At 70.4% G+C, this 24620-nt stretch carries 25 protein-coding genes; 15 read left to right on the top strand and 10 right to left on the bottom strand.

Features of this window, described 5'->3' with window-relative positions:
* The first annotated feature begins 4 nt into the window (after positions 1–4).
* Entirely contained in the window at positions 5–772 is a 768-nt protein-coding gene (fabI, locus tag ACFVYF_RS00125) for an enoyl-ACP reductase FabI (protein ID WP_389448354.1), read from the top strand.
* Positions 773–1017: 245 nt separating this feature from the next.
* Positions 1018–1377: a hypothetical protein gene (locus ACFVYF_RS00120; RefSeq protein ID WP_389448351.1), complete on the top strand. Its 360-nt coding sequence runs from the start codon at positions 1018–1020 to the stop codon at positions 1375–1377.
* 64 nt (positions 1378–1441) lie between these two features.
* On the opposite strand, the gene ACFVYF_RS00115 is transcribed toward ACFVYF_RS00120, so the two are convergent.
* Positions 1442–2149: a FadR/GntR family transcriptional regulator gene (locus tag ACFVYF_RS00115; protein ID WP_389448348.1), complete on the bottom strand. Its 708-nt coding sequence runs from the start codon at positions 2147–2149 to the stop codon at positions 1442–1444.
* 99 nt (positions 2150–2248) lie between these two features.
* Between ACFVYF_RS00115 and ACFVYF_RS00110 the strand changes: the two genes are divergently transcribed.
* From ACFVYF_RS00110 to ACFVYF_RS00095, 4 genes are all read left to right on the top strand, one after another.
* The gene (locus ACFVYF_RS00110) at positions 2249–3586 is read left to right on the top strand and encodes a CynX/NimT family MFS transporter (RefSeq protein ID WP_389448345.1); all 1338 of its coding nucleotides are present in this window, start codon (positions 2249–2251) and stop codon (positions 3584–3586) included.
* Between the two features lie 318 nt (positions 3587–3904).
* Positions 3905–4021, top strand: coding sequence for an SGM_5486 family transporter-associated protein (locus ACFVYF_RS00105; RefSeq protein ID WP_358853437.1), 117 nt, complete (start codon positions 3905–3907; stop codon positions 4019–4021).
* A gap of 170 nt (positions 4022–4191) precedes the next feature.
* On the top strand, positions 4192–4404 hold the full coding sequence (locus tag ACFVYF_RS00100) for a hypothetical protein (RefSeq protein WP_389448342.1): 213 nt from the start codon (positions 4192–4194) through the stop codon (positions 4402–4404).
* A gap of 348 nt (positions 4405–4752) precedes the next feature.
* Positions 4753–5271, top strand: a complete 519-nt coding sequence (locus ACFVYF_RS00095) for a SixA phosphatase family protein (protein ID WP_389448340.1) — start codon at positions 4753–4755, stop codon at positions 5269–5271.
* Between the two features lie 97 nt (positions 5272–5368).
* On the opposite strand, the gene serB is transcribed toward ACFVYF_RS00095, so the two are convergent.
* The gene (serB, locus tag ACFVYF_RS00090) at positions 5369–6580 is read right to left on the bottom strand and encodes a phosphoserine phosphatase SerB (protein WP_389448337.1); all 1212 of its coding nucleotides are present in this window, start codon (positions 6578–6580) and stop codon (positions 5369–5371) included.
* Between the two features lie 224 nt (positions 6581–6804).
* Positions 6805–8877 carry a streptophobe family protein gene (locus ACFVYF_RS00085; protein WP_389448334.1) on the bottom strand — a complete coding sequence of 691 codons (2073 nt, stop codon included), beginning with the start codon at positions 8875–8877 and terminating at the stop codon, positions 6805–6807.
* Positions 8878–9117: 240 nt separating this feature from the next.
* Here ACFVYF_RS00085 and ACFVYF_RS00080 point away from each other — a divergent pair, with 240 nt between their 5' ends.
* Positions 9118–11649, top strand: coding sequence for an FHA domain-containing protein (locus ACFVYF_RS00080; RefSeq protein ID WP_389448331.1), 2532 nt, complete (start codon positions 9118–9120; stop codon positions 11647–11649).
* A 95-nt stretch (positions 11650–11744) separates the two neighbouring features.
* Here the strand turns inward: ACFVYF_RS00080 and ACFVYF_RS00075 are convergent, their stop codons facing one another.
* From ACFVYF_RS00075 to ACFVYF_RS00065, 3 genes are all read right to left on the bottom strand, one after another.
* Positions 11745–12494 carry a transglycosylase SLT domain-containing protein gene (locus tag ACFVYF_RS00075; protein WP_389448328.1) on the bottom strand — a complete coding sequence of 250 codons (750 nt, stop codon included), beginning with the start codon at positions 12492–12494 and terminating at the stop codon, positions 11745–11747.
* 299 nt (positions 12495–12793) lie between these two features.
* Positions 12794–13903, bottom strand: coding sequence for an S-adenosylmethionine:tRNA ribosyltransferase-isomerase (locus ACFVYF_RS00070; RefSeq protein ID WP_389450544.1), 1110 nt, complete (start codon positions 13901–13903; stop codon positions 12794–12796).
* Between the two features lie 8 nt (positions 13904–13911).
* Positions 13912–14607: an SDR family NAD(P)-dependent oxidoreductase gene (locus ACFVYF_RS00065; RefSeq protein ID WP_389448325.1), complete on the bottom strand. Its 696-nt coding sequence runs from the start codon at positions 14605–14607 to the stop codon at positions 13912–13914.
* A 213-nt stretch (positions 14608–14820) separates the two neighbouring features.
* Between ACFVYF_RS00065 and ACFVYF_RS00060 the strand changes: the two genes are divergently transcribed.
* From ACFVYF_RS00060 to ACFVYF_RS00045, 4 genes are all read left to right on the top strand, one after another.
* Positions 14821–15999 (top strand): GAF domain-containing sensor histidine kinase, encoded by a 1179-nt coding sequence (locus ACFVYF_RS00060; protein ID WP_389448322.1) that lies wholly within the window; start codon positions 14821–14823, stop codon positions 15997–15999.
* The gene (locus ACFVYF_RS00055) at positions 15992–16633 is read left to right on the top strand and encodes a response regulator (RefSeq protein WP_383281025.1); all 642 of its coding nucleotides are present in this window, start codon (positions 15992–15994) and stop codon (positions 16631–16633) included. The genes ACFVYF_RS00060 and ACFVYF_RS00055 overlap by 8 nt, the downstream gene beginning before the upstream one ends.
* A gap of 206 nt (positions 16634–16839) precedes the next feature.
* Positions 16840–17088: a chaplin ChpE gene (gene chpE, locus ACFVYF_RS00050; RefSeq protein ID WP_389448318.1), complete on the top strand. Its 249-nt coding sequence runs from the start codon at positions 16840–16842 to the stop codon at positions 17086–17088.
* Between the two features lie 196 nt (positions 17089–17284).
* The gene (locus tag ACFVYF_RS00045; RefSeq protein WP_389448315.1) at positions 17285–17524 is read left to right on the top strand and encodes a chaplin; all 240 of its coding nucleotides are present in this window, start codon (positions 17285–17287) and stop codon (positions 17522–17524) included.
* Positions 17525–17767: 243 nt separating this feature from the next.
* Here the strand turns inward: ACFVYF_RS00045 and ACFVYF_RS00040 are convergent, their stop codons facing one another.
* Positions 17768–18556: a hypothetical protein gene (locus tag ACFVYF_RS00040; protein ID WP_389448312.1), complete on the bottom strand. Its 789-nt coding sequence runs from the start codon at positions 18554–18556 to the stop codon at positions 17768–17770.
* Between the two features lie 121 nt (positions 18557–18677).
* On the opposite strand from ACFVYF_RS00040, the gene ACFVYF_RS00035 reads away from it, so the two are divergent.
* The 3 genes from ACFVYF_RS00035 to ACFVYF_RS00025 all read left to right on the top strand — a co-directional run bounded on the left by ACFVYF_RS00035 (position 18678) and on the right by ACFVYF_RS00025 (position 21114).
* Positions 18678–19469: an ABC transporter ATP-binding protein gene (locus tag ACFVYF_RS00035; protein WP_383281036.1), complete on the top strand. Its 792-nt coding sequence runs from the start codon at positions 18678–18680 to the stop codon at positions 19467–19469.
* A gap of 100 nt (positions 19470–19569) precedes the next feature.
* Positions 19570–20001 (top strand): NfeD family protein, encoded by a 432-nt coding sequence (locus tag ACFVYF_RS00030; RefSeq protein WP_389448309.1) that lies wholly within the window; start codon positions 19570–19572, stop codon positions 19999–20001.
* A gap of 129 nt (positions 20002–20130) precedes the next feature.
* Positions 20131–21114, top strand: coding sequence for an SPFH domain-containing protein (locus ACFVYF_RS00025; protein ID WP_389448306.1), 984 nt, complete (start codon positions 20131–20133; stop codon positions 21112–21114).
* Positions 21115–21199: 85 nt separating this feature from the next.
* Here the strand turns inward: ACFVYF_RS00025 and ACFVYF_RS00020 are convergent, their stop codons facing one another.
* The 3 genes from ACFVYF_RS00020 to ACFVYF_RS00010 all read right to left on the bottom strand — a co-directional run bounded on the left by ACFVYF_RS00020 (position 21200) and on the right by ACFVYF_RS00010 (position 23219).
* Positions 21200–21706 carry an HNH endonuclease gene (locus ACFVYF_RS00020; RefSeq protein ID WP_389448303.1) on the bottom strand — a complete coding sequence of 169 codons (507 nt, stop codon included), beginning with the start codon at positions 21704–21706 and terminating at the stop codon, positions 21200–21202.
* Between the two features lie 145 nt (positions 21707–21851).
* Positions 21852–22391 carry a YbhB/YbcL family Raf kinase inhibitor-like protein gene (locus ACFVYF_RS00015; protein ID WP_389448299.1) on the bottom strand — a complete coding sequence of 180 codons (540 nt, stop codon included), beginning with the start codon at positions 22389–22391 and terminating at the stop codon, positions 21852–21854.
* Positions 22392–22433: 42 nt separating this feature from the next.
* Positions 22434–23219 (bottom strand): sporulation protein, encoded by a 786-nt coding sequence (locus tag ACFVYF_RS00010; RefSeq protein ID WP_389448296.1) that lies wholly within the window; start codon positions 23217–23219, stop codon positions 22434–22436.
* A 168-nt stretch (positions 23220–23387) separates the two neighbouring features.
* Here ACFVYF_RS00010 and ACFVYF_RS00005 point away from each other — a divergent pair, with 168 nt between their 5' ends.
* Positions 23388–24029: a DNA-3-methyladenine glycosylase gene (locus ACFVYF_RS00005; RefSeq protein ID WP_389448293.1), complete on the top strand. Its 642-nt coding sequence runs from the start codon at positions 23388–23390 to the stop codon at positions 24027–24029.
* The last annotated feature ends 591 nt before the right edge of the window (positions 24030–24620 follow it).

Raw genomic sequence — 24620 nt, 5'->3', positions numbered from 1 at the left:
CACCATGAGCGGAATTCTCGAGGGCAAGCGCGTCCTGATCAGCGGTGTGCTGCTGGAATCCTCCATCGCCTTCCACGCCGCCAAGCAGGCCCAGGAGCAGGGTGCCGAGATCATCCTGACCGCGTTCCCGCGGCCCACGCTGACCGAGCGCATCGCCAAGAAGCTCCCCAAGCCGACCAAGGTCATCGAGCTCGACGTCACCAACGACGAGCACCTCGGGCGTCTTGCGGAGGTCGTCGGCGAGGAGCTCGGCGGCCTCGACGGAGTCGTCCACTCCATCGGGTTCGCGCCGCCGGACGCGCTCGGCGGCAATTTCCTCAACACGCCGTTCGAGTCGGTCGCCACCGCCATGCACGTCTCGGCGTACTCCCTGAAGTCGCTGACCACGGCCTGTCTGCCGCTGATGCAGAACGGCGGCTCGGTCGTCGGCCTCACCTTCGACGCACAGTTCGCGTGGCCGCAGTACGACTGGATGGGCCCGGCCAAGGCGGCCCTGGAGGCGACCAGTCGCTACCTCGCCCGTGACCTGGGCAAGCAGAACATCCGCTGCAACCTCATCTCCGCGGGCCCGCTCGGTTCGATGGCCGCCAAGTCCATCCCGGGCTTCAGCGAGCTGGCCTCCGTGTGGGACAACCGCTCCCCGCTGGAGTGGGACCTCAAGGACCCGGAGCCGGCCGGCAAGGGCATCGTCGCCCTGCTGAGCGACTGGTTCCCGAAGACCACCGGCGAGATCATCCACGTCGACGGCGGTCTGCACGCGATCGGCGCGTAGCCGCCGGCCGGCCCGCCTTCGCCGGCGGCCCGGCCCGGCCTTCCTGCCGTGCCGACGCGTTCTCTCCGTACGCCGATGACGCCCCGTTTCCCGCCACGCGCGGTGAGCGGGGCGTCACCCGTTCGGCCCCACCGGCCGGGCGGAGGCGGCCGGTGGGAGCGCACTCTGGAGTACGCGTCACGTACGCACTCAGTCCGCACTGAGGACGCGTTTCCCTCCCGAGCACGGCCGAGGAGGTCTCCCTTGTGCGCCTGTCCCCCCGCTCCGCCCCGGTACTGGCCGCGCTGGTACTCCTCGTCGCGCTCCCCGCTGACGCCGCCTCGCAGACGTCGCACCATCCGGTAAAGGGCCCCCACGCGCGCGTGCCCGACAAGAGACCGTTCGGGGCCTCCTGCCGTACCGCGGTCCACGGATCGCACGTGACCGCCTACTGCCACAACCCGTATCCGGAGACCGACCGCGTCAGCCTGCACGTCGAGTGCGACCGCTGGTGGGACGTGGACAGCGACGGCGCCCGCGTCGGCGCCGGGCCCGCCGAGACCGTACGGCTGACGGGCCGGTGCTGGAAGGAGATCCGCTCGGTCTGGGTCAGCCACGAGAAGTGAGGGTGCGCGCCCGCGACGGGTCGCCGGAGCCGCCTCAGGGTGCGTGTGATCCGGCCGCGTCCCGTCAGTCGCCGGACGTGACCTCGCGCGTCCGCCCCTCGAACCGTCCCGGGCGGCACTGGAACGGATAGCTCGCGGCCTCCTTGGCGGACGCCGTCGCGTCGCCCGCGCGGATCGCGTCGACCAGCCGGGCGTGGTCCATGTACGTCTCCGGCGTCAGCTTCTCGCCGACGTCCGCGCGCAGCCAGTCGCGCAGTACCTCGCCCAGGTCGGCGTACATCGCCGTCATGGCGTCGTTGTGGGAGGCGGCCACGACCGCCAGATGGAAGGTCGCGTCCGCGGTCACGAAGGCCTCCGCATCGCCCGACTCCCAGGCCTCCTCGCGGCGTACGAGAAGGGCGTCCAGCTGCTTCAGATCGCGCTCCGTGCGGCGCCGCGCGGCCAGCTCGGCCGCGCTCGACTCCAGCGTGGACCGCAGCTCGGCGATGTGACGCGGGTCGGCGTCCGCGAACCGCCGGTGCATCACGCCCGCCAGTTCACTGGTCGCCACGACAAAGGTGCCCGAGCCCTGGCGGATGTCGAGCAGGCCGTTGTGCGCGAGGGCGCGGACCGCCTCGCGGACCGTGTTGCGGGCGACGCCCAGCAGCTCGACCAGCTCCTGTTCGGTGGGGATGCGGGAGCCGACCGGCCACTCGCCCGAGGTGATCTGGTTCCGCAGCTCGGCGATGACCTGCTCGGACAGCGCCGAACGGCGGGGGTGGCTCAGCGGCATGACGGTCCTTCGTACGGGCCTTCCTGCGGGGCCGGAGGCTCCGGAGATTAACGCAACAGGATTGGACAGCCAATCATCCCATGATTCTATGATGGCGTCATGGCAAGCGAGGAGACCCGAACGAAGTCGTCCCCACCGATACGCAGCTCCGCGATCACGGAGCCCGAGGGCGTCACGCCCCCCACGCGCGCGTGGACGACGCGTCTGGTGGTCGCCGGCATCGTCCTCACGGCCCTCAACCTGCGGCCGGCCATCACCAGCCTCGGCGCCCTCCTCGAAGAGGTGCGTGCCGGGCTCGGGATGAGCGGCAGCGTCGCCGGGCTGCTCACCTCCGTGCCCCCGCTCTGCTTCGCCGTCTTCGGGGTCATGGCACCGCGCCTCGCCCGCCGGTTCGGTCCGGGTGCGGTCGTCTGCGCCGGCATGGTCGCCATCACGGCGGGCCTGCTGATCCGGCCGTACGCGGGGAACACGGCCGGCTTCCTGGCCGCCAGCGCGCTGGCGCTCATGGGCATCGCGGTCAGCAACGTACTGATGCCGGTGATCGTCAAGCGCTGGTTCCCGGACCGGGTCGGTTCCATGACCGGCCTCTACTCGATGGCACTCGCGCTCGGCACCGCGGCCGCCGCCGCGGTGACCGTGCCCATGACCGACGCCCTGGGCGGGAACTGGCAGTCCGGGCTCGCGGTGTGGGCGGCCCTCGCGGGGGTCGCCGTACTGCCGTGGATCGCGCTGCTGCGTGCTCGGCGCGGTGAGAACGTGAGCGGTGCGTTCGGTGGTGCCGGTGCCGCTGGTGGGGCAGGGAAGGCGGTTGGTACGACTGCCGGTGCGGCCGTGGGTGCCGAGCCCGACGGGCTGCGGATCACCCGGAGCCGTACCGCCTGGGCGCTCGCCGTCTTCTTCGGGCTCCAGGCGACCGCCGCGTACATCACGATGGGCTGGATGGCGCAGATCTTCCGTGACGCGGGTGTCCCGGCTGGCACCGCGGGGCTGCTCCTAGCCGTCACGATGGTGATGGGCGTGCCGCTGGCGTTCGTCATTCCGCGCCTCGCCACCCGGCTGCCGCACCAGGGGCCGATCGTGGTCGTGCTCGGCGTCAGCGGCCTCGCCGGATACGCCGGCCTGTACCTCGCGCCGGCGGGGGGCGCCTGGGCCTGGGCGGTCCTCCTCGGTGTCGCCAACTGCGCCTTCCCGCTGGCTCTCACGATGGTCGGCATGCGGGCCAGGACCGGCGCGGGCGTCGCCAAGCTGTCGGCCTTCGCCCAGAGCACCGGCTATCTGATCTCGATCCCCGGCCCGCTCCTGGTGGGCGTGCTCTACCAGCACAGCGGCGGCTGGGGACTGCCGATCGCCCTCATGGCCGGGCTGATGGTCCCGCAGATCGTGGTGGGCGTCTTCGCGGGCCGCAACCGCACGGTGGAGGACGAGGCGGCGGCCTGAGGCCGGGCCGGCGGGCGGGGACCGGAGCCGGGGACTTGGCGGGGCGCCTGGTCCGGTCGACGGTCGACCGGACCAGACCAGGCGGACTGAGACCGCGGCCTGAGGCCGGTGGGGCGGACCGAGGAGACCACGGCCGATACCGCGGCCTGAGACCGGTGGGCCGGACCCGAGCAGACCACGGCCGATACCGCGGCCTGAGACCGGTGGGCCGGACCGAGCGGAGCGTGGCCTGAGGCCAATGGATCGGTGGCCCGCCGAGGCCTGGCGGTACCCGGCCCCGGCGGCGGTGGGGCGTACCGGGGGTGCGAGACTGGCCGCATGCCTGTGCTCGATCCGAATCCCCAGAACGGCCAGAAGAAGCTGCTGCTCGTGCTCGGCGCGATGCTGGCCATCACCGTGATCATCGGCGTCATCGCGTCGATCGCCTCACCGTAGGCCCCGGCCGCCGCCGTCGATGGTGGGGTTAGCCCCCCATCCCCTAGGGGGCGAGTGTCAGGGTCAAGTGGGTGGATCTCCGGATGGGTTGAGGGCCGCGGATTCCGTAGCTTCGAGATGTGGTCGCGAGGACGCGGTCCACGGACCACTCGGAGACTCACGGAGGCGTCATGCCGGCCCCCACGCACACCCCGCCCCTCCCGGCGACCACGGGCGGCGTAGACAGCCGACTGCCCTGGTGGGCCCTGGCCCTTCCCGCCCTCGCCTTCATCGTGCTCCTGGCACTGATAGCGAACCCTTCGGACGCGCACGCCGCGGCCGGGGACCCGTTGATCTCCCGCGTCGTCGAGCACATCCAGCAGACGGTGCTGAGCTGGATCTGACCTGAGCTGTATCTGAACTGACCTGAACTGACCTGACCTGACCTGACCTGACCTGGTCCGGCCTGGGCCGACCTGGCCTGGGTGAGGAGAGCCGCCTTGCCGGGATCGGGCCGTGGCGGCTGGTGCCGGACCGTGGAGGTCGGAGTCCCCCGGCTGGCGCGAGGCGCGACGGTCGGCGAGCGTGGAAGGAAGCACTGAGCCGGAGCGGGGAGGACGCGGCCCGTACGGACTCCGCGCCCGTGGCGTCCGCGCGGTTCGGCGGCGGCCTGCGGGGGTCCCGTCAACCCTGTCGTCGGAGCGGGTCAACTCCCTGCGCCCCATGGCGTGTTTCATGCGAAGCTGGGACGTATGAGCGTCGCAGAACCCCGCAGGATTGTCATCTTCCGGCATGCGAAAGCCGACTGGCCCCAGGTGTCCGACCACGAGCGGCCGCTCGCTGACCGGGGCCGCTTGGACGCCGCCACCACCGGACGCAAGCTGGCCGATACGGGCATCGCCCTCGACCTGGCCCTCTGCTCCACCGCGACCCGGACCCGCGAGACATGGAAGCTCGCCGTCCACGAGCTCCCTCACCGGCCGAAAACGGTCTATGAGGAGCGGCTCTACGAGGCCTCGCCGGGCGAGCTGATCGCCGTGCTCAACGAAACGCCGGACGACGCGCAGAACGTGGTCCTGATCGGTCACAACCCCGGAGCCCAGGGCCTCGCCGACATCCTGGCGGGCCCCTCCGAGGGTGATGCCCGCGCCCGGATGAACAGCCGGGGCTTCCCCACCGCCGCCTTCGCGGTCCTCACCTTCACCGGCTCCTGGAAAACCCTGGAGCCCGGTGTCGCCACCCTGGCCGACTACTGGGCGCCGTCGGAGTAACCCACCCCTGACCAGGACGGGGGCCCGGCACCACGGAGGTGCTGGGCCCCCGTCGACGTATGGGGCACGAGCCGATGGGCGTCGTACAGGGGACCGGTCAGCGGGCGTCGTCGTGCGTGTCGGCCGCCTCGACCTCTTCACGGGTGACCCCGAGGAGATACAGGACGGTGTCCAGGAACGGAAAGTTCACTGCCGTGTGCGCGGCCTGGCGGACGACCGGCTTGGCGTTGAACGCGACCCCGAGACCAGCGGCGTTGAGCATGTCGAGGTCGTTGGCGCCGTCCCCGATCGCCACGGTCTGGCTCAGCGGGACGCCCGCCTCGGCGGCGAACCGGCGCAGCAGACGCGCCTTGCCCGCGCGGTCCACGATCTCGCCGGTGACCTTGCCGGTCAGCTTCCCGTCGACGATCTCCAGCGTGTTGGCCTGCGCGAAGTCGAGCCCGAGCCGTTCCTTCAGATCGTCCGTGACCTGGGTGAACCCGCCCGAGACGACGCCGACTTGGAAGCCGAGCCGCTTGAGCGTACGGATCAGGGTGCGCGCTCCGGGGGTAAGGCGTACCTCGCTGCGCACCTTGTCGACCACCGAGGCGTCCAGGCCCTTGAGCAGCTCCACGCGCGCGTGGAGCGACTGCTCGAAGTCCAGCTCGCCGCGCATGGCGGCCGCCGTCACCTCGGCGACCTCCTTCTCGCACCCGGCGTGCGCGGCGAAGAGCTCGATCACCTCGTCCTGGATGAGCGTCGAGTCCACGTCCATGACCACCAGCCGCTGGGCCCGCCGGTGCAGCCCGGCCGCGACCACCGCGACATCGACGCCGAGCGCCGCGGACTCGGTGGCCAGAGCGGTGCGCAGCGCCTCGGTCTCCGTACCCGACACGGCGAACTCGACCGCCGTCACGGGGTACTTGGCGAGCCGGAAGATACGGTCGATGTTGCCGCCGGTGCCCGTGATCCGGGCGGCGATCGCGGCCGTCGACTCCGCGGTCAGCGGATGCCCGAGGACCGTGACGAGTGAACGCCCCAGGCCACGCGGCCGGTTGTCGCCGTGGCCGGAGATGATCTCGGCCTGCATCTTCATCGACTCCGCCCAGCTGTGGACGGTGGCCCGCAGATCACCTTCGAGTCCGGGGGGCGGCTCGGTGACGAGCGCGCACAGCACGATCCGGCCACGGGTGACGACCTGCTCGATGTCGACCACGTCGACGGAGAAGGCGGCGAGGGTGTCGAAGAGTCCGGCCGTGATTCCGGGCCGGTCCTTGCCGAAGATCTTGACGAGGAGAGTGGGAACGTCAGAGGTCTGCGAAGCGCTCATGGTGCTCCCACCGTATCCGGCACCCAGTGCCTTTCGCCCCTGAGGTCCGGCTGGCGGACAGGGAACTCTGTGTGACGCGCGTATGACACCCACCTTGATCACCGGCGAAGCGCCGGGGCGTTCTGCAGGCCGGGTACTTGCCCGGGCTCGGTACGCCCCGCATCCCGCGCCCGGCGCCCCGCATCCCGCGCCCGGCGCCGCGCGCCCCGCGCCCTGCACCAAGGTCACTCCCGCCCCCGGCGCCCCTTTGGCGGAGGCGGACCCTCCTCCGGCGGTGGCGGTGGCGGTGGCGGTGGCGGTGGCGGTGGCGGTGGCAGTGGCGGTGGCGGTGGGGGAGGCGGAGGTGTGTCCCCGCCTCGTGCCCCGGGCCGCTGCCGCGGCGGCCGAGGCGCCGGGGAGACCGGCCCGATCACAGTGGGCGCCCCGTACACGTCGAGCGGCGGCCGCGCGCCGGGCCCCGACCCCTGCCCACTCCCCGACCCCTGCCCGCTCCCGGACCTCTGCCCGCTCCCGGACCCCTGTCCGCTCCCGGACCTCTGCCCGCTCCCGGACCCCTGTCCGGCCCTCGCCTCGCCCTCCGCCCCCGAGCCCTCCGGTGAACTCGACCCTCGCGTGGGCCCCGTCCGACCACCGGACCCCCCGGGCTGCCCCCGCCCCCTCCCGCTCCACCCCGACCCCTCCGCCGGACGCGCGTCCTCCGGCTCCCGTAGTTCGTCGGGCACCCGCAGATAGGGATTGGTGTCGGGGTTGGCCGGGCGGAAAGGCTGGGCGGGGTGGTATGGCCCCGGCTCCCCGGACTGTTCCGGGAACGCCGCGGATTGTTCCGGGAACGCCTCAGGGACCAGTACGCCGGCGTCACCGAGTGCCACCGGCTGTGCCAGGGGTGCCACCCGCCGACCGGCGGCCCCACTCACGTACGCGAGCAGCGCCCCCGCCGCCCCCGCACCCGCACCCCACGCGGCACCGAGCAGCAGCGCCATGGCCAGGTGCCCGTGCAGTTCTATCCCGGCGCCGAAGGCGTCGAACCCCAGGACGGACAGCGAGGCGTCGACCGACACGTCGGTCAGCCGGGCGAGCAGCGGCAGGGCCAACGCCGTGACGACTGCCAGCCGCAGGGCACAGCGCCCAGCGAAGGGAAGGGCGCCCGGCCCGCGTACGACCGGCACCCCGGGCTCGCCGGCGCCCGCGTCCCGTACACGACGTACAAGAGGCGTACGCGTCGCCGCGAGCACCCCCGCGAACAGCATCATGACCGCGGCCGCGACGCCCAACAGCCAGACCCGGCCGTCCAGTTCGGCCAGCCGGCCCAGGGTGACGGGCTGGTCCGACCGCACGCTCAGCAGTTCGTCGAGGGGGTCGGGCAGCAGCTTCGCCAGTTCGCCCGTGGCCTTGCCGTCCCACGGCACCAGGAGGCCGACCGGAATGCCCAGCCACACTCCGTTGGGCGCGCCGAGCAGCGCGGCGCCGGCGATCCGCTTCGGATGGTCGTCGCCGACGGCCGCGTACGCCGCGGCCGCGAGCCCCGCCACGACCGCCATGAGCAGGACCGCCACCAGCGCGGACGCGGCCGGCCGCACCGTCCGGTGCACCGCTTCCCAGCCGCGCGGCAGGGGAGTGCGGCGGGAGGCGAGCAGGGCGATCACCAGTACTCCGACCGCCCAGATCAGACCGCCGAGCAGCGTGCGCGCCGTGTCGACGGTGAAGCCGACGGCCGCCTCCGCGTTCACGAGATCGCCGATCCTGTCGGGCAGCAGCCCGCCGATGTCACCGAGTCCGCCGGGCAGTTTGTCCGTGATGTCACCCAGGCCGCCGTCCGGCACCTTGTCGAGCTCGAGCTTTCCGCCGTCGATCGTGATGACGTCGTGACCGGCCCAGGCGAGCCCGCCGAGGGTCGCCACGAACAGGGCGACCACGGCGCCCCCGCGCGCGAGGAGTTCGGACGGCGCGATCACAACTCCCGCTCCGCGCAAGGAGCGCAGGAAGAACCAGGAGAGCAGGAGCGCCCCCACCAGACCCACGCCCAGTGGCGTGATCTGGAGGGCGGTCGTGGCCTCCGCCCCTTTCAGTCCGAAGGCGGAGACGTCCCCGGACGGTGTCACCGAACCGCCCGCCCCCAGGGCCACCACCGCCGCGGTCATCGGTCCGAGCGAGCCGGCCGAGTCCGCCTCCAGCAGATGCAGGCCCAGCGCGGCCGTACCCGCCATCCCGATCAGTGCCCAGCTCACCGCGGCGACCGCGGACAACAGAACGTCTCCCCACGGCACCCCCCTGCCGTGCCACGCGGTCTCGATGCCCATCGTCAGCCCCCCGGTCCGCGCCGCGGCGATCCACCGCGGATGTCCCCCTCGCGTGGGATTACCACTCTCCGGGCCGGTTTCAACCCCGTCAACGGGAACGGACAAGCCGCCCGTACCCAGTCTTCACAGGGCCCGACTTTCGGTCAGGGGGCTCCTACTGAAATAGTTCCCCACGATGTTCGACATCCCTAGACTCCCTGTGATGGGGGAACTTCGGGGGACAACTCAGTGGGGCATGGAGTGCCTGAACTCGTACTGGAATTGAATGGAAGGACCTGGACGCTCGACGCGTCCAGGCCATACACCCTCGGACGTGATCCGCAGGGGGACGTCGTGCTCGATGACGCCAGGGTGTCCTGGCGTCACGCCACGATCAGCTGGGGCGGCCGCAGTTGGGTCATCGAGGACCACGGCAGCACCAACGGCACTTTCGTGCAGGGCCAGCGGATCCATCAGATGGAGATCGGTCCGGGCTCGGCGGTACACCTCGGCAACGCGACCGACGGCCCGCGCGTGAACCTCTCGGGTTCCGCCGCGGCGGTCGCGGCACCGCAGCAGGCGCAGCCCCAGCAGCAGCCGTACGCGTCACAGGGCGCGGCACCCGGCTGGGCCCAGCAGGCACCGCCGCAGCAGCAGGCGCCGCAGCAGAGCTGGCCGCAGTCGCCGCAGGCGGCCGCGAGCGTTCCGCAGCAGCAGGGACCCGGTGGTGGCGCGGGGGCGCCGCCGGTCTACGGCGACCGCAGCCCGACCACGTTCCACCAGTTCTCCCTCGGCCGTGTGATGCGCATCGGCCGTGCGCTGGAGAACGAACTGGTCGTCTCCGACCTCCAGGTCTCGCGGCACCACGCAGAGTTCCACGCGACCCCCGACGGCCGTTACGAGATCCGTGACCTCGGCTCGCACAACGGCACGTACGTCAACGGCCAGCCGATCACCAAGGGCGGCTCGGCGCTGCTCGGTGCGAACGACATCGTCGGTGTCGGTCACTCGACGTTCCGCCTGATCGGGGACCGCCTCGAAGAGTTCGTCGACACCGGTGAGGTCTCCTTCTCGGCCCGCCACCTGACCGTCACGGTCGACGGCGGCAAGCAGATCCTCAAGGACGTCTCGTTCGGCGTCCCGGAGAAGTCGCTCATCGCGGTCATCGGCCCGTCCGGCTCCGGCAAGTCGACGCTCCTGAAGGCACTCACGGGCTACCGCCCCGCCAACCAGGGTGACGTCCTCTACGACAACCGGAACCTGTACAAGCAGTTCGCCGAGCTGCGCCAGCGCATCGGTCTGGTCCCGCAGGACGACATCCTGCACAAGGAGCTGACCGTCAAGAAGGCCCTCAAGTACGCGGCCAAGCTGCGCTTCCCCGCGGACACCACGGGGCAGGAGCGCGAGGCCCGTATCAACGAGGTGCTGCGCGAGCTCAAGCTGGACATCCACAAGGAGAAGAAGGTCACCTCCCTCTCCGGTGGCCAGCGCAAGCGTGTCTCGGTGGCTCTGGAGCTGCTCACCAAGCCGTCGCTGATCTTCCTGGACGAGCCGACCTCCGGTCTCGACCCGGGCATGGACCGCGATGTCATGCAGCTGCTGCGCGGCCTCGCCGACGACGGCCGTACGGTCCTCGTCGTCACGCACTCCGTGGCCGAGCTGGCGATCTGCGACAAGCTCCTGGTGATGGCGCCCGGCGGTTCGGTGGCCTACTTCGGTCCCCCCGAGGAGGCGCTGAACTTCTTCGGCTACGACACCTGGGCCGACGTCTTCTCCGCCTTCGAGAACTACCGCGACTACGACTGGGCGGGCCGCTGGAAGGGCTCGCAGCACTACCAGATGTACGCCGCGGACATCGACGCCGTCGCTCCGCAATCGGTGCACATGCCGCCGCCGCAGGCGATGAAGCCGCCCAAGCCGCAGGGCTGGGGCTCGCAGCTGATGACCCTGATCCGGCGCTATGTCTCGGTGATCGCGTCCGACAAGGGCTTCCTCGCCCTGACGGTGATCCTGCCGGCCGTGCTCGGCGCGGTGAGCCTGCTCATCGACCCGGACAAGACCCTGCTGGTGAACCCGGCGGTGAACCCGAAGACCGGCGCGCACATCCCGAACGGCACGGCCACCACCGTGCTGCTGATCCTCGCGGTCGGAGCGTGCTTCGCGGGCGCCGCCAATTCCGTCCGCGAACTGATCAAGGAACGGGTGATCTACGAGCGGGAGCGGGCGACCGGCCTGTCACGCTCCGCGTATCTGATGTCCAAGGTGATCGTGCTCGGCACGGTCACGGTGCTCCAGGGCGCCATGGTCGGCGCGATCGGCTTCTCCAGCCGCACCATCCCCGAAAAGGGCCTGATCCTGGGCGAGGGCAAGGCGGCGGTGCTGCTCGAGCTCTCCATCCCGATCATGGCGCTCGGCTTCACCTCGATGATGTTCGGCCTGATCATCTCCTCGCTGGTGAAGACCGCCGAGAAGACCATGCCGCTGCTGGTCATGTTCGCGATCATCCAGGTCGTGTTCACCGGCTGTCTGTTCATCCTGCACGGCACGGTCGGCGTCAACGAGTTCTCGTATCTGATGCCGTCCCGCTGGGCGGTCGGCGCCGCCGGTGCCACGCTGGACTTCAACAACATCAGTCCGAACGCGGACGACCCGGGCAGCACGGACCCGCTCTGGGACCACGACGCCGGAGCCTGGGGCATCGACATGGTGGCCCTGCTCGCCCTCGGCGCGCTCTGCGGGTTCTTCGTGGCCCGCTTCCTGCGCCGCCATGAGCCCGAGGTCATGCGCAAGTAGCCGCACGCGCGACTGAAGGGCGGCACCCCCACCGGGGTGCCGCCCTTCCGCGTCTGTACCGAGACCCTCAGAGGTCCGCGCGATGCCCGCGAGACTCAGTAGGCGCTGTTGACGTTGTCGATCGAGCCGTACTTGTCGGCCGCGTAGTTGGCGGCGGCCGTGATGTTCGCGACCGGGTCGGTGATCTTCGTCGACGTGCCGGAGACGTGGTACGCGTTGAAGGTCGGCGGGATGACCTGGAGCAGACCCTGGGACGGGATGCCGTTGATCGCGTTGACGTCCCAGTTGTTGATGGCGTTCGGGTTGCCCGAGGACTCACGCATGATGTTGCGGTACAGCCCGTTGTAAGAGCCCGGGATGCCCTTCTGCTTCATGATGTCGAGCGACTGACGGATCCAGCCGTCGAGGTTGTTCGTGTACGTCTTCGCGGCGACGGCCTTGACCTGGGGGCGCGCGGCGGAGCGGCTCGCGGCCTGCGCCTTGCGCGCGTCCTCGGCCTTCTTCTTGGCGGCCGCGTCCTCGGCCTTCTTCTTCGCTGCCGCGTCGGCAGCCTTCTTCTTGGCCGCGTCGTCCGCGGCCTTCTTCTTCGCGGCGACGGCCTCGGCCTTGAGGCTGGCGCCGGCCAGCTGGTCGGTGACGCTGGCCTTGACGTCCTTGATCTGCCCCTCGCTGTAGGCCACGGAGGCGGAGGAGGCGGCGGCGTCGGTGGTTGTGGTGTGCGAGTTGGCGGGCACCACGGTGAACGCGAGGGCGGCGGCACCGAGGGCCGCGACACCGGCGATCGAAAGCTTGTGGGTCTTGGTCAGCGCGGGACTATGACCAGGAGTGTTGATGTTCTTGGGCATGACTGATGGACCTCTTCGAATAGCGCGGAGGTCGCTCTCGGTCCGGTGGGGACAGAGTGTTTTTCCGGAACAAACGCCGCGGGGCGGAACCCGCGGCGTTGAGCGACGGCAGCCATTCTTAGCGGCAGCAAAAACTTGAGGCAAAGGTGTGACGTACGAAGCCAGGTAGTGGAGCACAGAGGGGCAAAATGGGGCAGAACACTACGTCTGCCCCGCTCACAAGGTCCCCTTTATCTCCTATGCCCGTTCGTACGTGATGTGCGTCCTATGCGCGGGCTCACATCGGCCGGGTAACGGTCTCACCAGCAGTTGCTGGAGCAATGCTCTGTGTGAGGGGAGTCGTCCGGAAGTATGAGGTGCACGTCCCCGAACTCGTGCCAGAGGTAGCGCCCGCGCAGCGCCGCGTCGTAGCCGCGGTCGATCGCCGCCCGCCCGGCGACCGCCTCCAGCATCAGCAGATGCGAGGCCTCCGGCTCGTGCAGCCCGGTCAGCAGCCCGTCGACCACGCGTGTCCCGCGCTCCGGAGTGACCACGAGACCGGTCCAGCCCCGCCGCGCCTGGACCACTCCGTCCGGCCCGGCCGCCGACTCGACGGCCCGCACCGCCGTCGTACCGACCGCGATGATCCGCCCGGCGGCCGCCTTCGCCGCGTTGACCAGACGCGCCGACGTCGCCGGCACCTCGTACCTCTCCGGATACGGCGGCTCGTGCGCCTCGACCGACGCCACCCCCGTGTGCAGGGTGACCGGCGCGAACTGCACACCCCGGCTCACCAGCTCCGCCACCAGGCGCGCGGTGAAGGGCCGCGCCGCGCTCGGCATCTCCGCGCTGCCCGCACCGTCACCGCAGGACAGCGCGAACACCGTCTGGTACGCCGACAGGGGCTGATCCCTCTCTGTATAGGAGTAGCGAATGGGCCGCCCGTGCCGTCGCAGCAGCCCCGGCACATCGGGATCCGACACCCGCCCCCACCACAGCCGCTCACTCCGCGCCGCCAGCGGCTCCTCCAGCACCAGGCGTACGTCCCCGGGAAGGCGCACCTCCGTCCCCGCGGGCCCACCCGCACGCGCGCGCGTGGTGCCCCGCCCGTCCGGATCCCGCAGCTCGACGGCCCACCGCCCGTCATCGCCCCACGTGGAGAAATGCACCACCACGCGCGCGTGCCCGAGATGCCCGTCGACGGCGGCGGCCAGCGTGGGAGACGTGTTCACGACGAGCAGGTCCCCGGCCCTGAGCTGCCCGGGCAGCTCGACGAAGTCGTGATGCGACACCCGGGTCCCGTGCGAGACGAGGAGGCGCACCGCGTCGCGCTCCAGACCGGGCCCCCGCTGCTCGGCCGGCACCCGGGCCGACAGCTCCTGCGGAACTTTTGCCCGCGCCCGGCTGCCCTCGAACGGCGGCACCCCCATCGCGGTCGTCACCGCGCCTCCAGCAGGGCCTGAGCGCCATAGCGGCCACTGGCCGGGCGCGCGTCGAGCAGCCGCAGAAACGCCGGGACCACCTCGGCGGGCGCCGGCCGTGGATCGTCGTCGCCCGGTACGGCCGCCGCGTACAGGTCCGTGCCCATGTCGCCGGGGTCGACCACCCAGACCCGCAGCCCGGGTTCCTCCTCCCCGAGCACCGCCGACAGCTGGTCCAGCGCCGCCTTGGACGCCCCGTAACCACCCCAGGTCTCGTACGCCTCGGCCCCCGCGTCCGAGCTGATGCCGACGACCGCTCCCGCCTCCGCCTCCCGCAGCGCCGGCAGTGCCTGCTGGATCAGGCCCAGCGCGGCCACCACGTTCACCTCCAGGGCCCGCCGCAGCCCGTCCAGCGTCAGGTCCTCGAGCCGCACGAGCGGCTCGGCGCCCAGCGCGCTCGCGTTGTTCACCAGCAGGTCCACGCCTCCGAGCCGCCGGGCCGCCGCCACCAGCTCGGCGCGGTGCCCGGCGTTCGTGACATCCCCGGCCAGTGCCTCCACCCGCGTCCCGTAGGCGGACAGGTCCTTCGCCGTCTCCTTCAGTACCTCCGCCGTTCTGGCGTCGAGCACCAGATCCCAGCCGCGCTCCGCCAGGGCCGCCGCCAGCGCACGTCCCAGCCCCTTCGAAGCCCCTGTGATGATCGCTACCGGCATGACATCCGTCCCCTCGTCGCGCCACCGCCGATTCCGGCGGGTGTCCTCAACGTAGGGACCGGGACGCCCTGGCCGCGTCGTGCGCGGGCCGCAATGACCCGGGGCCCTTCGCCCTAGGACCGCCGACCGCCGCAGGACCTAGGGCCAGCGGCCTAGGCGGCCGCCCCCACAGGTCGGATACGCACTGTCACACCCCGCCGGTACCTTGAGGTCATGAGTCAAGGCCCCAGGTCCGGCCTGTACGCGGTGAGCTCCGCGCTGCTGGCCATGAGCAGGCATCTGGAGGTGCGCGACGTCCTCAAGACGATCGTCGCCTCGGCCCGCGAGCTGCTCGACGCCGAGTACGCGGCGCTCGGCGTCCCGGACGACCACGGCGGCTTCGCGCAGTTCGTCGTCGACGGCGTCAGCGATGCCCAGTGGAAGGCCATCGGCCCGCTCCCGCGCCAGCACGGCATCCTCGCCGCGATGCTGCACGAGGCGCGCCCCGAGCGCCTGGCCGACGTGCGCAAGGACCCCCGCTTCGAGGGCTGGCCCCCGGCTCACCCCAACATGTCCGACTTCCTGGGCCTGCCCATCCGGGACGGCGACGAGGTCATGGGCGCCCTGTTCCTCGCCAACAAGGTGCGGCCGGCCGGCGCACAGGCCACCGACTCCGGGGGCTCGCGCGGGGGCGGCCGCTGCGGTTTCACCGAGGAGGACGAGGAGCTGCTCACGATCCTCGCCCAGCACGCCGCGATCGCCCTGACCAACGCCCGCCTCTACGAGCGCAGCCGCGAGCTCACGATCGCCGAGGAGCGCTCCCGGCTCGCCCATGAACTGCACGACGCGGTGAGCCAGAAGCTCTTCTCGCTGCGCCTCACCGCGCAGGCCGCCGCCGCCCTCGTCGACCGTGACCCCACGCGCGCCAAGGGCGAGCTCCAGCAGGTGGCCGCGCTCGCCGCGGAAGCCGCCGACGAACTGCGCGCCGCCGTCGTCGAGTTGCGCCCCGCGGCACTCGACGAGGACGGCCTGGTCGCCACGCTGCGCACCCATGTCCAGGTCCTCGACCGGGCCCACTCCGCGCGCGTGACCTTCACCAGCTGCGGGATCCGCGCCCTGCCGGCCGCGCAGGAGGAGGCCCTGCTGCGCGTCGCCCAGGAAGCCCTGCACAACGCGCTGCGCCACTCCGGAGCGGTCCAGGTCGACGTGATCCTGCTGAAGCGCGGCCCGGGCGCCGTCCTGCGCATCACCGACGACGGCGGCGGCTTCGAACCGCACGCGATACGCAGCGCGGGTCGCCACCTCGGCCTGGTCTCCATGCGGGACCGGGCGAGTGGCGTCGGCGGCACACTCGCGGTGGAATCGGCACCCGGGAAGGGCACGACGATCGAGATGGAGGTCCCTGGTGGCTGACGCAATCAAGGTGCTGCTGGTCGACGACCACCAGGTGGTCCGCCGGGGCCTGCGCACCTTCCTCGAAGTGCAGGACGACATCGAAGTGGTGGGAGAGGCGTCCGACGGCGCCGAAGGAGTCGCCCGCGCCGAGGAGTTGAAACCCGACGTCGTGCTCATGGACGTCAAGATGCCGGGCATGGACGGCGTCGAGGCGCTGCGCAAGCTCCGCGAACTGGCCAACCCCGCACGCGTGCTGATCGTCACCAGCTTCACCGAGCAGCGCACGGTGGTCCCGGCCCTGCGCGCGGGCGCCGCCGGGTACGTGTACAAGGACGTGGACCCGGACGCCCTGGCCGGTGCCATCCGCTCGGTACACGCCGGGCACATCCTGCTCCAGCCCGAGGTCGCGGGCGCCCTGCTGTCCCAGGAGGAGGCCAACTCGAGCCAGGGGAGGGGTGGTTCGCTCACGGAGCGGGAGCGCGAGGTGCTCGGCCTGATCGCCGACGGCCGCTCCAACCGGGAAATCGCACGCGCGCTCGTCCTCTCCGAAAAGACCGTCAAGACGCACGTGTCGAACATCCTGATGAAGCTCGACCTCGCCGACCGTACCCAGGCCGCCCTGTGGGCCGTACGGCATGGGGCGGCAGGCTGATCACCAGCTGATTACCTGTTGATCCGCACTCCGGCGCACCCCTCGGGAGTGGCCGGCGCACGGCAATGCGGAGGGTTCCGCTCCGGGCTGAGATTCATACCGTCGTGTGGATGTCCCCCAGATGGCGCATCCTCCGCGACCCCGGGCCGTTCTTCAGTGCGTGCTGCGGCGATTTGCCGCGGTGATCGCTAGGGAGGGCTTGAGAAGTGAAGAAGCTGAAGAAGGCCACGGCTGTCGCGATGGTGGCGGGCGGCCTCGTCGCCGCCGGTGCCGGTATGGCCTCCGCCACGGACAGCGGCGCGGGTGCCGGAGGCAAGGCCGTGGGCTCCCCGGGTGTCGGTTCGGGCAACCTCGTGCAGGCCCCGATCCACATCCCGGTGAACGCGGTGGGCAACAGCGTGAACGTCATCGGAGTCCTGAACCCCGCCTTCGGCAACCTGGGCGTCAACCGCTGACGTCCGTCCGGACCTCGCGGTGACCACCGGCCTCCCAGGCACTCCTGGGGGGCCGGTCAGGTTGTCGGCCGATCATCGCAATGGCCCGAACGGGCCCTTCACCGCGGCCCTCCGTGCCATCAGCGATCTTCAAGGCGTTCCTCTACGTACGACCCGCGGCCGGGTCGGACCCGCCATACCAGGAGGAACGCTTTTCATGAACATCGCCAAGAAGGCCGCCGTGGCCCTGACCGTTGCCGGTATCGCCGCAGGCGCTTCCGCCGGCGCGGCTGTAGCCGACTCGGAAGCCGACGGCGCTGCTGTGAAGTCGCCGGGCGTCGGCTCGGGCCTCGTCGCACAGGTCCCGCTCCACGTCCCGGTCACGGTCTCGGGCCTCAGCGCCAATGTCATCGGCCTGCTGAACCCGACGTTCGGCAACCTGAACGCCAACGACTGACACGCTCGACCGGTCGACGCCCCCGTGAACCCTCCGGTTCGCGGGGGCGCTTCCGTACCCGGCTCCGGCAGGGGCGCCTGCCAGCAGCTGCCCCTCAAGGCACCCGGAGGTGAGGCGCCCCACCCGGACCGAGGGCGGGAGGACCGCCGCACCCCCGGCCGACAGCTGTCCCGCGTTCAGCTTCGGCGCACCCCACCTCGAAGAGTCACCCCGGGCCCAACCCCGGCGCCCAGGTGGCGAGCCTCACCGCACGCCCCGCTCCCGCTCCTCCACGAACGCGTTGTACGCGGCCACCTGCGCCCGCCGGGCCGTCCGCTCCACCGGCCGCAGCGCCAGCGACCTCGCGGCGATCTCCGAGGCGCTCACCGCACCGCCGTGCCCGTTCTCGTAGGCGACCGAGATCAGCAACCCGACCCGCTGGGCGAGCTCCAACACCCGTACCGCACGCGGCGGATAGCCGGGCGCCAGTACCTCGCGTCCCACCTCGGCCCGTGCCCGGTACGCCTCGACGGCGGCCTCCGCGACCGGTCCCGACCCGGCCACGTCCAGCCGGGACAACACCTCCGTCGCCTCCCGCAGCGCCTCCGCCAGTTCCCGCTCGGCCTCGCCGAGGGACGGCACATCGGCGGGCGGCGCCTCCCGCACGGCGAGGCAGTGCCAGAGGACCTCGACATGCAGATCGCCGTCCGGGCCCACCTCGTACACCTCCGGCACCAGCCCGAGCCCGGCACCGTGGCAGACCACTGCCTCCTCGGCGTCGAGGGCTCGCGCGTTGAATTCGGGCGGCCCGCTCAGCCCGAGCGGATGGCCCGGCGCGGGCAGCGCCACCCGCAGCCCGGTCACGCCGAGCGCGCGCAGCCGGCCGAGGGCGAGCGTGAGTCCGACGGGCCCCGCCTCACCGGGCAGTCCCTCGACCCGGTGCACGGCGTCCTCACCAACGATGGTGAGTACGGCGTCGTCCGGCGAAACAAGTCCGGCCAAAAGGGCATTTCCCCATGCGGCCAGGCGTCCTGAGCGTGGTTCCGAGAGCATGCCCCCAGCCTAAGGACCGACCGATGGATGGGACCGCCCGACCGGTGGCGTAGGTTTTCCCTGGGGGCTGCGTCCACAGACGTAAGCGACGGCCGAGACTGCAATGGGAGACAGCGCGCTCATGAGCGATGTTCTGGAGCTTGAGGACGTATCCGTGGTCCGAGAGGGCCGGGCTCTGGTGGACCAGGTCTCCTGGTCGGTCAAGGAGGGCGAGCGCTGGGTCATCCTCGGCCCCAACGGCGCCGGAAAAACGACCCTCCTGAACATCGCGTCCAGCTACCTCTTCCCCAGCTCGGGCACCGCCACCGTCCTCGGCGACACCCTCGGCAAGGTCGACGTCTTCGAGCTGCGCCCGCGCATCGGCATGGCCGGCATCGCGATGGCCGAGAAGCTCCCCAAGCGCCAGACCGTCCTGCAGACCGTGCTCACCGCCGCGTACGGCATGACAGCCGGCTGGCAGGAGGAGTACGAGGACATCGACGAGCAGCGCGCCCGCGCCTTCCTCGACCGCCTCGGCATGAGCGACTACCTGGAGCGGAAGTTCGGCACCCTCTCCGAGGGCGAGCGCAAGCGCACCCTCATCGCCCGCGCGCTGATGACCGACCCCGAGCTGCTCCTCCTGGACGAGCCGGCCGCCGGCCTCGACCTCGGCGGCCGCGAGGACCTCGTCCGCCGCCTCGGCCGGCTGGCCCGCGACCCGATCGCCCCCTCCATGATCATGGTCACGCACCACGTCGAGGAGATCGCCCCCGGCTTCACCCATGTCCTGATGATCCGGCAGGGCAAGGTGCTCGCCGCCGGCCCCCTGGAACTCGAACTCACCTCGCGCAACCTCTCGCTCTGCTTCGGCCTGCCGCTCGTCGTCGAGCAGGTCGGCGAGCGCTGGACGGCGCACGGCCTGCCGCTCTCCTGACGCCCGATCCGCCTCCGCCGACGTCCGGTCCGTGCGCGGCCGCGCGTACGGACGTGATCGCGCCCTGTCCGCCGGTGAGCCGCGGTCCTACCATGACCATGTGGACGACATCGACGCATGGGTGTGGTGGCTGATCGCCGCGGTCGGGCTCGGAATCCCGCTCGTGGTGACGGCGATGCCGGAGTTCGGAATGCTCGCCGTGGGCGCCGTCGCCGCGGCCGGCACGGCGGGGCTCGGCGGCGACGTCGTACTCCAGGTACTCGTCTTCGCCGCCGTCTCGGTCGCCCTCATCGGTGTCGTACGCCCCATCGCGGCCCGCCATCGCGCGCAGCGGCCCCAACTGGCCACGGGCGTGGACGCCCTGAGAGGCAAACAGGCCCTCGTTCTGGAACGCGTCGACGGCGCGGGCGGCCGGATCAAGCTCGCCGGAGAAGTCTGGTCGGCCCGATCCCTCGACGCCGGACAGGCCTACGAGGTGGGCCAGGAAGTGGACGTCGTGGAGATCGAAGGAGCCACCGCGATCGTCATGTGACCTCGTACGACGCAAGTGAACCGAACGCCCTACGCGGCAGACGACGGTCTGTCAGACTCACCAGCAAGATCTTCAACATACATAAGATCTTCCGGAAACACCGAGGCGAGAAGGGTACGGGGAGCAACGATGGAACCGATCATCATCGTCCTGATCATTCTGGTGGTGTTGGTCTTCATCGCCCTGATCAAGACCATCCAAGTCATCCCGCAGGCCAGTGCCGCCATCGTCGAGCGCTTCGGCCGCTACACGCGGACACTCAACGCGGGCCTGAACATCGTCGTCCCCTTCATCGACACCATCCGCAACCGCATCGACCTGCGCGAACAGGTCGTCCCGTTCCCGCCGCAGCCGGTGATCACCCAGGACAACCTGGTCGTCAACATCGACACGGTCATCTACTACCAGGTCACCGACGCCCGCGCCGCCACGTACGAGGTCGCCAGCTACATCCAGGCGATCGAGCAGCTCACCGTCACCACGCTGCGCAACATCATCGGTGGCATGGACCTGGAGCGGACCCTCACCTCCCGTGAGGAGATCAACGCGGCCCTGCGCGGCGTCCTCGACGAAGCCACCGGCAAGTGGGGCATCCGCGTCAACCGCGTCGAGCTCAAGGCCATCGAACCGCCCACCTCCATCCAGGACTCGATGGAGAAGCAGATGCGCGCCGACCGTGACAAGCGCGCTGCCATCCTCACCGCGGAGGGCATCCGCCAGTCGCAGATCCTTACCGCGGAGGGCGAGAAGCAGTCCGCGATCCTGCGCGCCGAAGGTGAGGCCAAGGCAGCTGCCCTGCGCGCCGAGGGCGAGGCCCAGGCCGTCCGTACGGTCTTCGAGGCGATCCACGCCGGCGACCCGGACCAGAAGCTCCTCTCCTACCAGTACCTCCAGATGCTCCCGAAGATCGCCGAGGGCGACGCCAACAAGCTCTGGATCGTGCCCAGCGAGATCGGCGACGCCCTCAAGGGCCTGTCGGGAGCCTTCGGCAACTTCGGCGGACTCGGCGGCGGTTCGGGCGGTGGCGGTTCGGGCGGTGGCGGTTCCTCCGGCGGCTCCGGCTCCGGCTCCGGCGGGACCGAGCGCCGCGAGAAGCCGTCCATCACCGACTGACCGACTGACCGACTGACCAACCGACTGACCGTGTACGTGACTGGGGCCCGCCTTCCGACGAAGGCGGGCCCCAGTCACGTAAGGCCTAGGCGGCGGGCTGTCCCAGCCACTCCGGCAGCGCCTCGAAGTCGTCCTGGCCGAGGGCCAGCAGCATCGCGTCCGCGGGCGTCGGCTCGAACGGCTGCCTGAGCAGCGGCATCCCCGCCTGCTCAGGCGTACGAGCGGCCTTGCGGTGATTGTCCTGCGCGCACGAGGCGACCGTGTTCAGCCAGGAGTCCTGGCCGCCCTGCGCCCTGGGCACCACGTGGTCCACGGTCGTCGCCCGCCTGCCGCAGTACGCGCACCTGTGCCGGTCCCGCACCAGGACACCCCGCCGCGACCACGGCGCTTGTCTTCGGAACGGCACCCGTACATAGCGGCAGAGCCTGATCACCCGGGGCACGGGTATGTCGAGCGCGGCTCCGCGCATACGCAGTTCGGGGTGGGCCTGCTCGACGACGGCCTTGTCCTGCAGCACCAGAACGACGGCTCGGTTCAACGTCACCGTCGACAGCGGCTCAAAGCTCGCGTTCAGCACCAGCGTGTCCCGCATCCAGCCCACCTCCCCTGCGCACCGGCCCACTCCCTGGCGGGCTTGGATCAACTCTGGCCGGGCACGCCGAGATGGACAACGCAATAAAAAAGTGCCCGCCCCTGATCAATTCCAAGACCAGGGGCGGGCAAACGTTCAGTGAACGTCAGTCTCCCGCGGGAGCCGCGTACTCACCGAGCAACTGGGCCCGCGCGAGCGTGTGGAACCGCAGGTTGAAGCCCACCACCGCGGGCGACGCGTCCGAGTCCGGACCGAGCTTCTCCTGATCCACCGCGTACACCGTGAAGACATAGCGGTGCGCCGGATCCCCGGGTGGCGGCGCGGCCCCACCGAAGTCCTTGGACCCGTAGTCGTTACGCGCCTGGACGGCGCCCTCGGGCAGCCCCTCGAACTTGCCGGTGCCCGCGCCCGTCGGCAGCTCCGTCACCGTGGCCGGAATGTCGAACACGACCCAGTGCCAGAAACCGCTCCCCGTGGGGGCGTCCGGATCGAAGCAGGTCACGGCGAAGCTCTTGGTCTCCGGCGGAAACCCCTCCCAGCGCAGCTGAGGCGAGGTGTTCCCGGCCGCCTGGACCTGAGCGTCCTTCAGCACCGCATCCGGCTCGACGTCCTCACTCGTCACCGAGAAGGACGGCACGGGCGGATGGAAGTCATGCGGGAGCGGCGGCCTTTTCAGCTCGGACACCTCAGTACCTCCTGATCTGTCTGCGATGGTTCCCGGCCGAGCCTAGAACCAGCTGCGCTTGCTGCCGACCTCCGACAGCCACTGATTCAGGTACGCGGCCCAGTCCGTGCCCTGGTAGTCGTTCAGACCCACCTTGAAGGCGCGGAACGAGTCGCTGCCCTCGCTGAACAGCCCCGGCTTCTTGTCCATCTCCAGGATGACGTCCATCTCACGCTCGTCGGCGACGAAGCTCAGCTCGACCTGGTTCAGCCCGCGGTACTGCGACGGCGGGAAGAACTCGATCTCCTGGTAGAACGGCAGCTTCTGCCGCGTACCCCGGATGTGGCCGCGCTCCATGTCGGCGCTCTTGAAGCGGAAGCCCAGCTGGAGGAACGCGTTCAGGATCGCCTGCTGCGCCGGCAGCGGGTGCACATTGATCGGGTCCAGGTCACCGGAGTCCAGCGCACGCGCGATCTCCAGCTCGGTGGTCACACCGATGTTCATCCCGCGCAGCGGCTGTCCGTCGATCGTCGTGACCGGCGTCTCCCAGGGGATCTCCAGCCCGAACGGCACCGCGTGCACCGCGCCGGCCTGCAGCTCGAAGGCCCCGCCGAGCCGCACCTTGGTGAACTCGATGTCCTGCTTGTGCTCCTGGTCGTCGTGGCCCTCGACCTCGACCCGGGCCTGCAGGCCGACCGACAGACCCTCGATCGCCTGATTCACGGATCCGCCCTGGATCCGCACCTCGCCCTGGACGACGCCGCCCGGAACGGTGTTGACCTCCGTCAGCACCGTCTCGACCGAAGCCCCACCGGCTCCCATGCTCGCAAGCAGCCGCTTGAACCCCATGTCACTTCCTCCCCAGGCAACGCCTGTTACGTCCTGATGCCGTCTGCATTCCTTGATCCCTACAAACGCGATCCGACCGCGGTCGGTTCCGCGCCCTCACCCTTCCAAGCGAGGCGCCCCCTGACCACCCCGCTGACAGACAGCGGGTCTCGACTACGCTCGTACGCCATGATCGCGGCCCCTGACCGTACGCCCCTCAGCCGGGACTTCTTCGACCGCCCTGTCCTGGACGTCGCCCAGGACCTCCTGGGTCGCACCCTTGTGCGCGCGACCCCGGACGGGCCGATCGAAGTGCGCCTCACCGAGGTCGAGGCCTACGACGGCCCGGGCGACCCCGGCTCCCACGCCTACCGCGGCCGCACGGCACGCAACACCGTGATGTTCGGTCCGCCCGGCCATGTGTACGTCTACTTCACCTACGGCATGTGGCACTGCATGAACTTCGTCTGCGGCCCTGAGGGGAGCGCGAGCGGGGTGCTGCTGCGGGCCGGCGAGATCACCGAAGGGGTCGAGCTCGCCCGCAAACGTCGACTCTCGGCCCGAAATGACAAGGAACTGGCCAAAGGGCCTGCCCGGCTGGCCACGGCCCTGGGGGTGGACCGAGCCCTGGACGGAGCGGACGCCTGCGGCCCCGAGGACGGGCCGTTCCGCGTGCTGACGGGTACACCGGCACCCCCCGACCAGCTACGCAGTGGTCCCCGGACCGGCGTGGCCGGTGAAGGGGGCGTCCACCCCTGGCGCTTCTGGATCGCCAACGACCCGACCGTCAGCCCTTATCGGGCCCATACTCCCCGTCGCCGCTCAACTTGACTCGCTTGCACTGGATCCGTAACGTGGCCCAAGCCGCTTGAACCGGGTACGGCCTTCAGCCAGCAGCCGGAAGCGGCCAAACCACTACCTACGACTTCCCCTCAGCGGGGGCGAATTCGTCATGTTCGCATGCCGAATTTCGAACTCGCGGACTCGATTATGAGTTGCGCTGGGAATCGGCTAACGTAGTGAATGTCGAAAGGCCGCGGGACGGAAAGTCTCAGGCCAAAGACAAACCCTCCGACAGGGAATCGGGCCGGAAACGGTCTGATAGAGTCGGAAACGCAAGACCGAAGGGAAGCGCCCGGAGGAAAGCCCGAGAGGGTGAGTACAAAGGAAGCGTCCGTTCCTTGAGAACTCAACAGCGTGCCAAAAATCAACGCCAGATATGTTGATACCCCGTCTCCAGTCCATTACGGACTGGGGCGAGGTTCCTTTGAAAAAGTCCTATCAGGTTCTGCCTGGTGGGCACATCAGCGAGGACGCTGTGAATCTCCCGATTATTCCTCGGGGGGTTCCGCTCTCGTGATGGTTTCCCGATTACGGGACAACATTCACGGAGAGTTTGATCCTGGCTCAGGACGAACGCTG

This window comes from Streptomyces sp. NPDC058274, from assembly GCF_042881375.1.
Lineage (GTDB): Bacteria > Actinomycetota > Actinomycetes > Streptomycetales > Streptomycetaceae > Streptomyces.
Note: the sequence above shows the minus strand (reverse complement) of the source record. Positions and strands in the feature narration are given on the sequence as shown.

Coding starts and splice junctions, on each gene's coding strand:
- ACFVYF_RS00095 (WP_389448340.1), top strand. CDS start 4,753: ATGAGCGTCGCAGAACCCCGCAGGATTGTCATCTTCCGGCATGCGAAA.
- fabI (WP_389448354.1), top strand. CDS start 5: ATGAGCGGAATTCTCGAGGGCAAGCGCGTCCTGATCAGCGGTGTGCTG.
- ACFVYF_RS00005 (WP_389448293.1), top strand. CDS start 23,388: ATGATCGCGGCCCCTGACCGTACGCCCCTCAGCCGGGACTTCTTCGAC.
- ACFVYF_RS00085 (WP_389448334.1), bottom strand. CDS start 8,877: ATGGGCATCGAGACCGCGTGGCACGGCAGGGGGGTGCCGTGGGGAGAC.
- ACFVYF_RS00060 (WP_389448322.1), top strand. CDS start 14,821: ATGAGTCAAGGCCCCAGGTCCGGCCTGTACGCGGTGAGCTCCGCGCTG.
- ACFVYF_RS00070 (WP_389450544.1), bottom strand. CDS start 13,903: ATGGGGGTGCCGCCGTTCGAGGGCAGCCGGGCGCGGGCAAAAGTTCCG.
- ACFVYF_RS00075 (WP_389448328.1), bottom strand. CDS start 12,494: ATGCCCAAGAACATCAACACTCCTGGTCATAGTCCCGCGCTGACCAAG.
- ACFVYF_RS00110 (WP_389448345.1), top strand. CDS start 2,249: ATGGCAAGCGAGGAGACCCGAACGAAGTCGTCCCCACCGATACGCAGC.
- ACFVYF_RS00010 (WP_389448296.1), bottom strand. CDS start 23,219: ATGGGGTTCAAGCGGCTGCTTGCGAGCATGGGAGCCGGTGGGGCTTCG.
- ACFVYF_RS00040 (WP_389448312.1), bottom strand. CDS start 18,556: ATGCTCTCGGAACCACGCTCAGGACGCCTGGCCGCATGGGGAAATGCC.
- serB (WP_389448337.1), bottom strand. CDS start 6,580: ATGAGCGCTTCGCAGACCTCTGACGTTCCCACTCTCCTCGTCAAGATC.
- ACFVYF_RS00025 (WP_389448306.1), top strand. CDS start 20,131: ATGGAACCGATCATCATCGTCCTGATCATTCTGGTGGTGTTGGTCTTC.
- ACFVYF_RS00065 (WP_389448325.1), bottom strand. CDS start 14,607: ATGCCGGTAGCGATCATCACAGGGGCTTCGAAGGGGCTGGGACGTGCG.
- ACFVYF_RS00100 (WP_389448342.1), top strand. CDS start 4,192: ATGCCGGCCCCCACGCACACCCCGCCCCTCCCGGCGACCACGGGCGGC.
- ACFVYF_RS00045 (WP_389448315.1), top strand. CDS start 17,285: ATGAACATCGCCAAGAAGGCCGCCGTGGCCCTGACCGTTGCCGGTATC.
- ACFVYF_RS00105 (WP_358853437.1), top strand. CDS start 3,905: ATGCCTGTGCTCGATCCGAATCCCCAGAACGGCCAGAAGAAGCTGCTG.
- ACFVYF_RS00115 (WP_389448348.1), bottom strand. CDS start 2,149: ATGCCGCTGAGCCACCCCCGCCGTTCGGCGCTGTCCGAGCAGGTCATC.
- ACFVYF_RS00035 (WP_383281036.1), top strand. CDS start 18,678: ATGAGCGATGTTCTGGAGCTTGAGGACGTATCCGTGGTCCGAGAGGGC.
- ACFVYF_RS00020 (WP_389448303.1), bottom strand. CDS start 21,706: ATGCGGGACACGCTGGTGCTGAACGCGAGCTTTGAGCCGCTGTCGACG.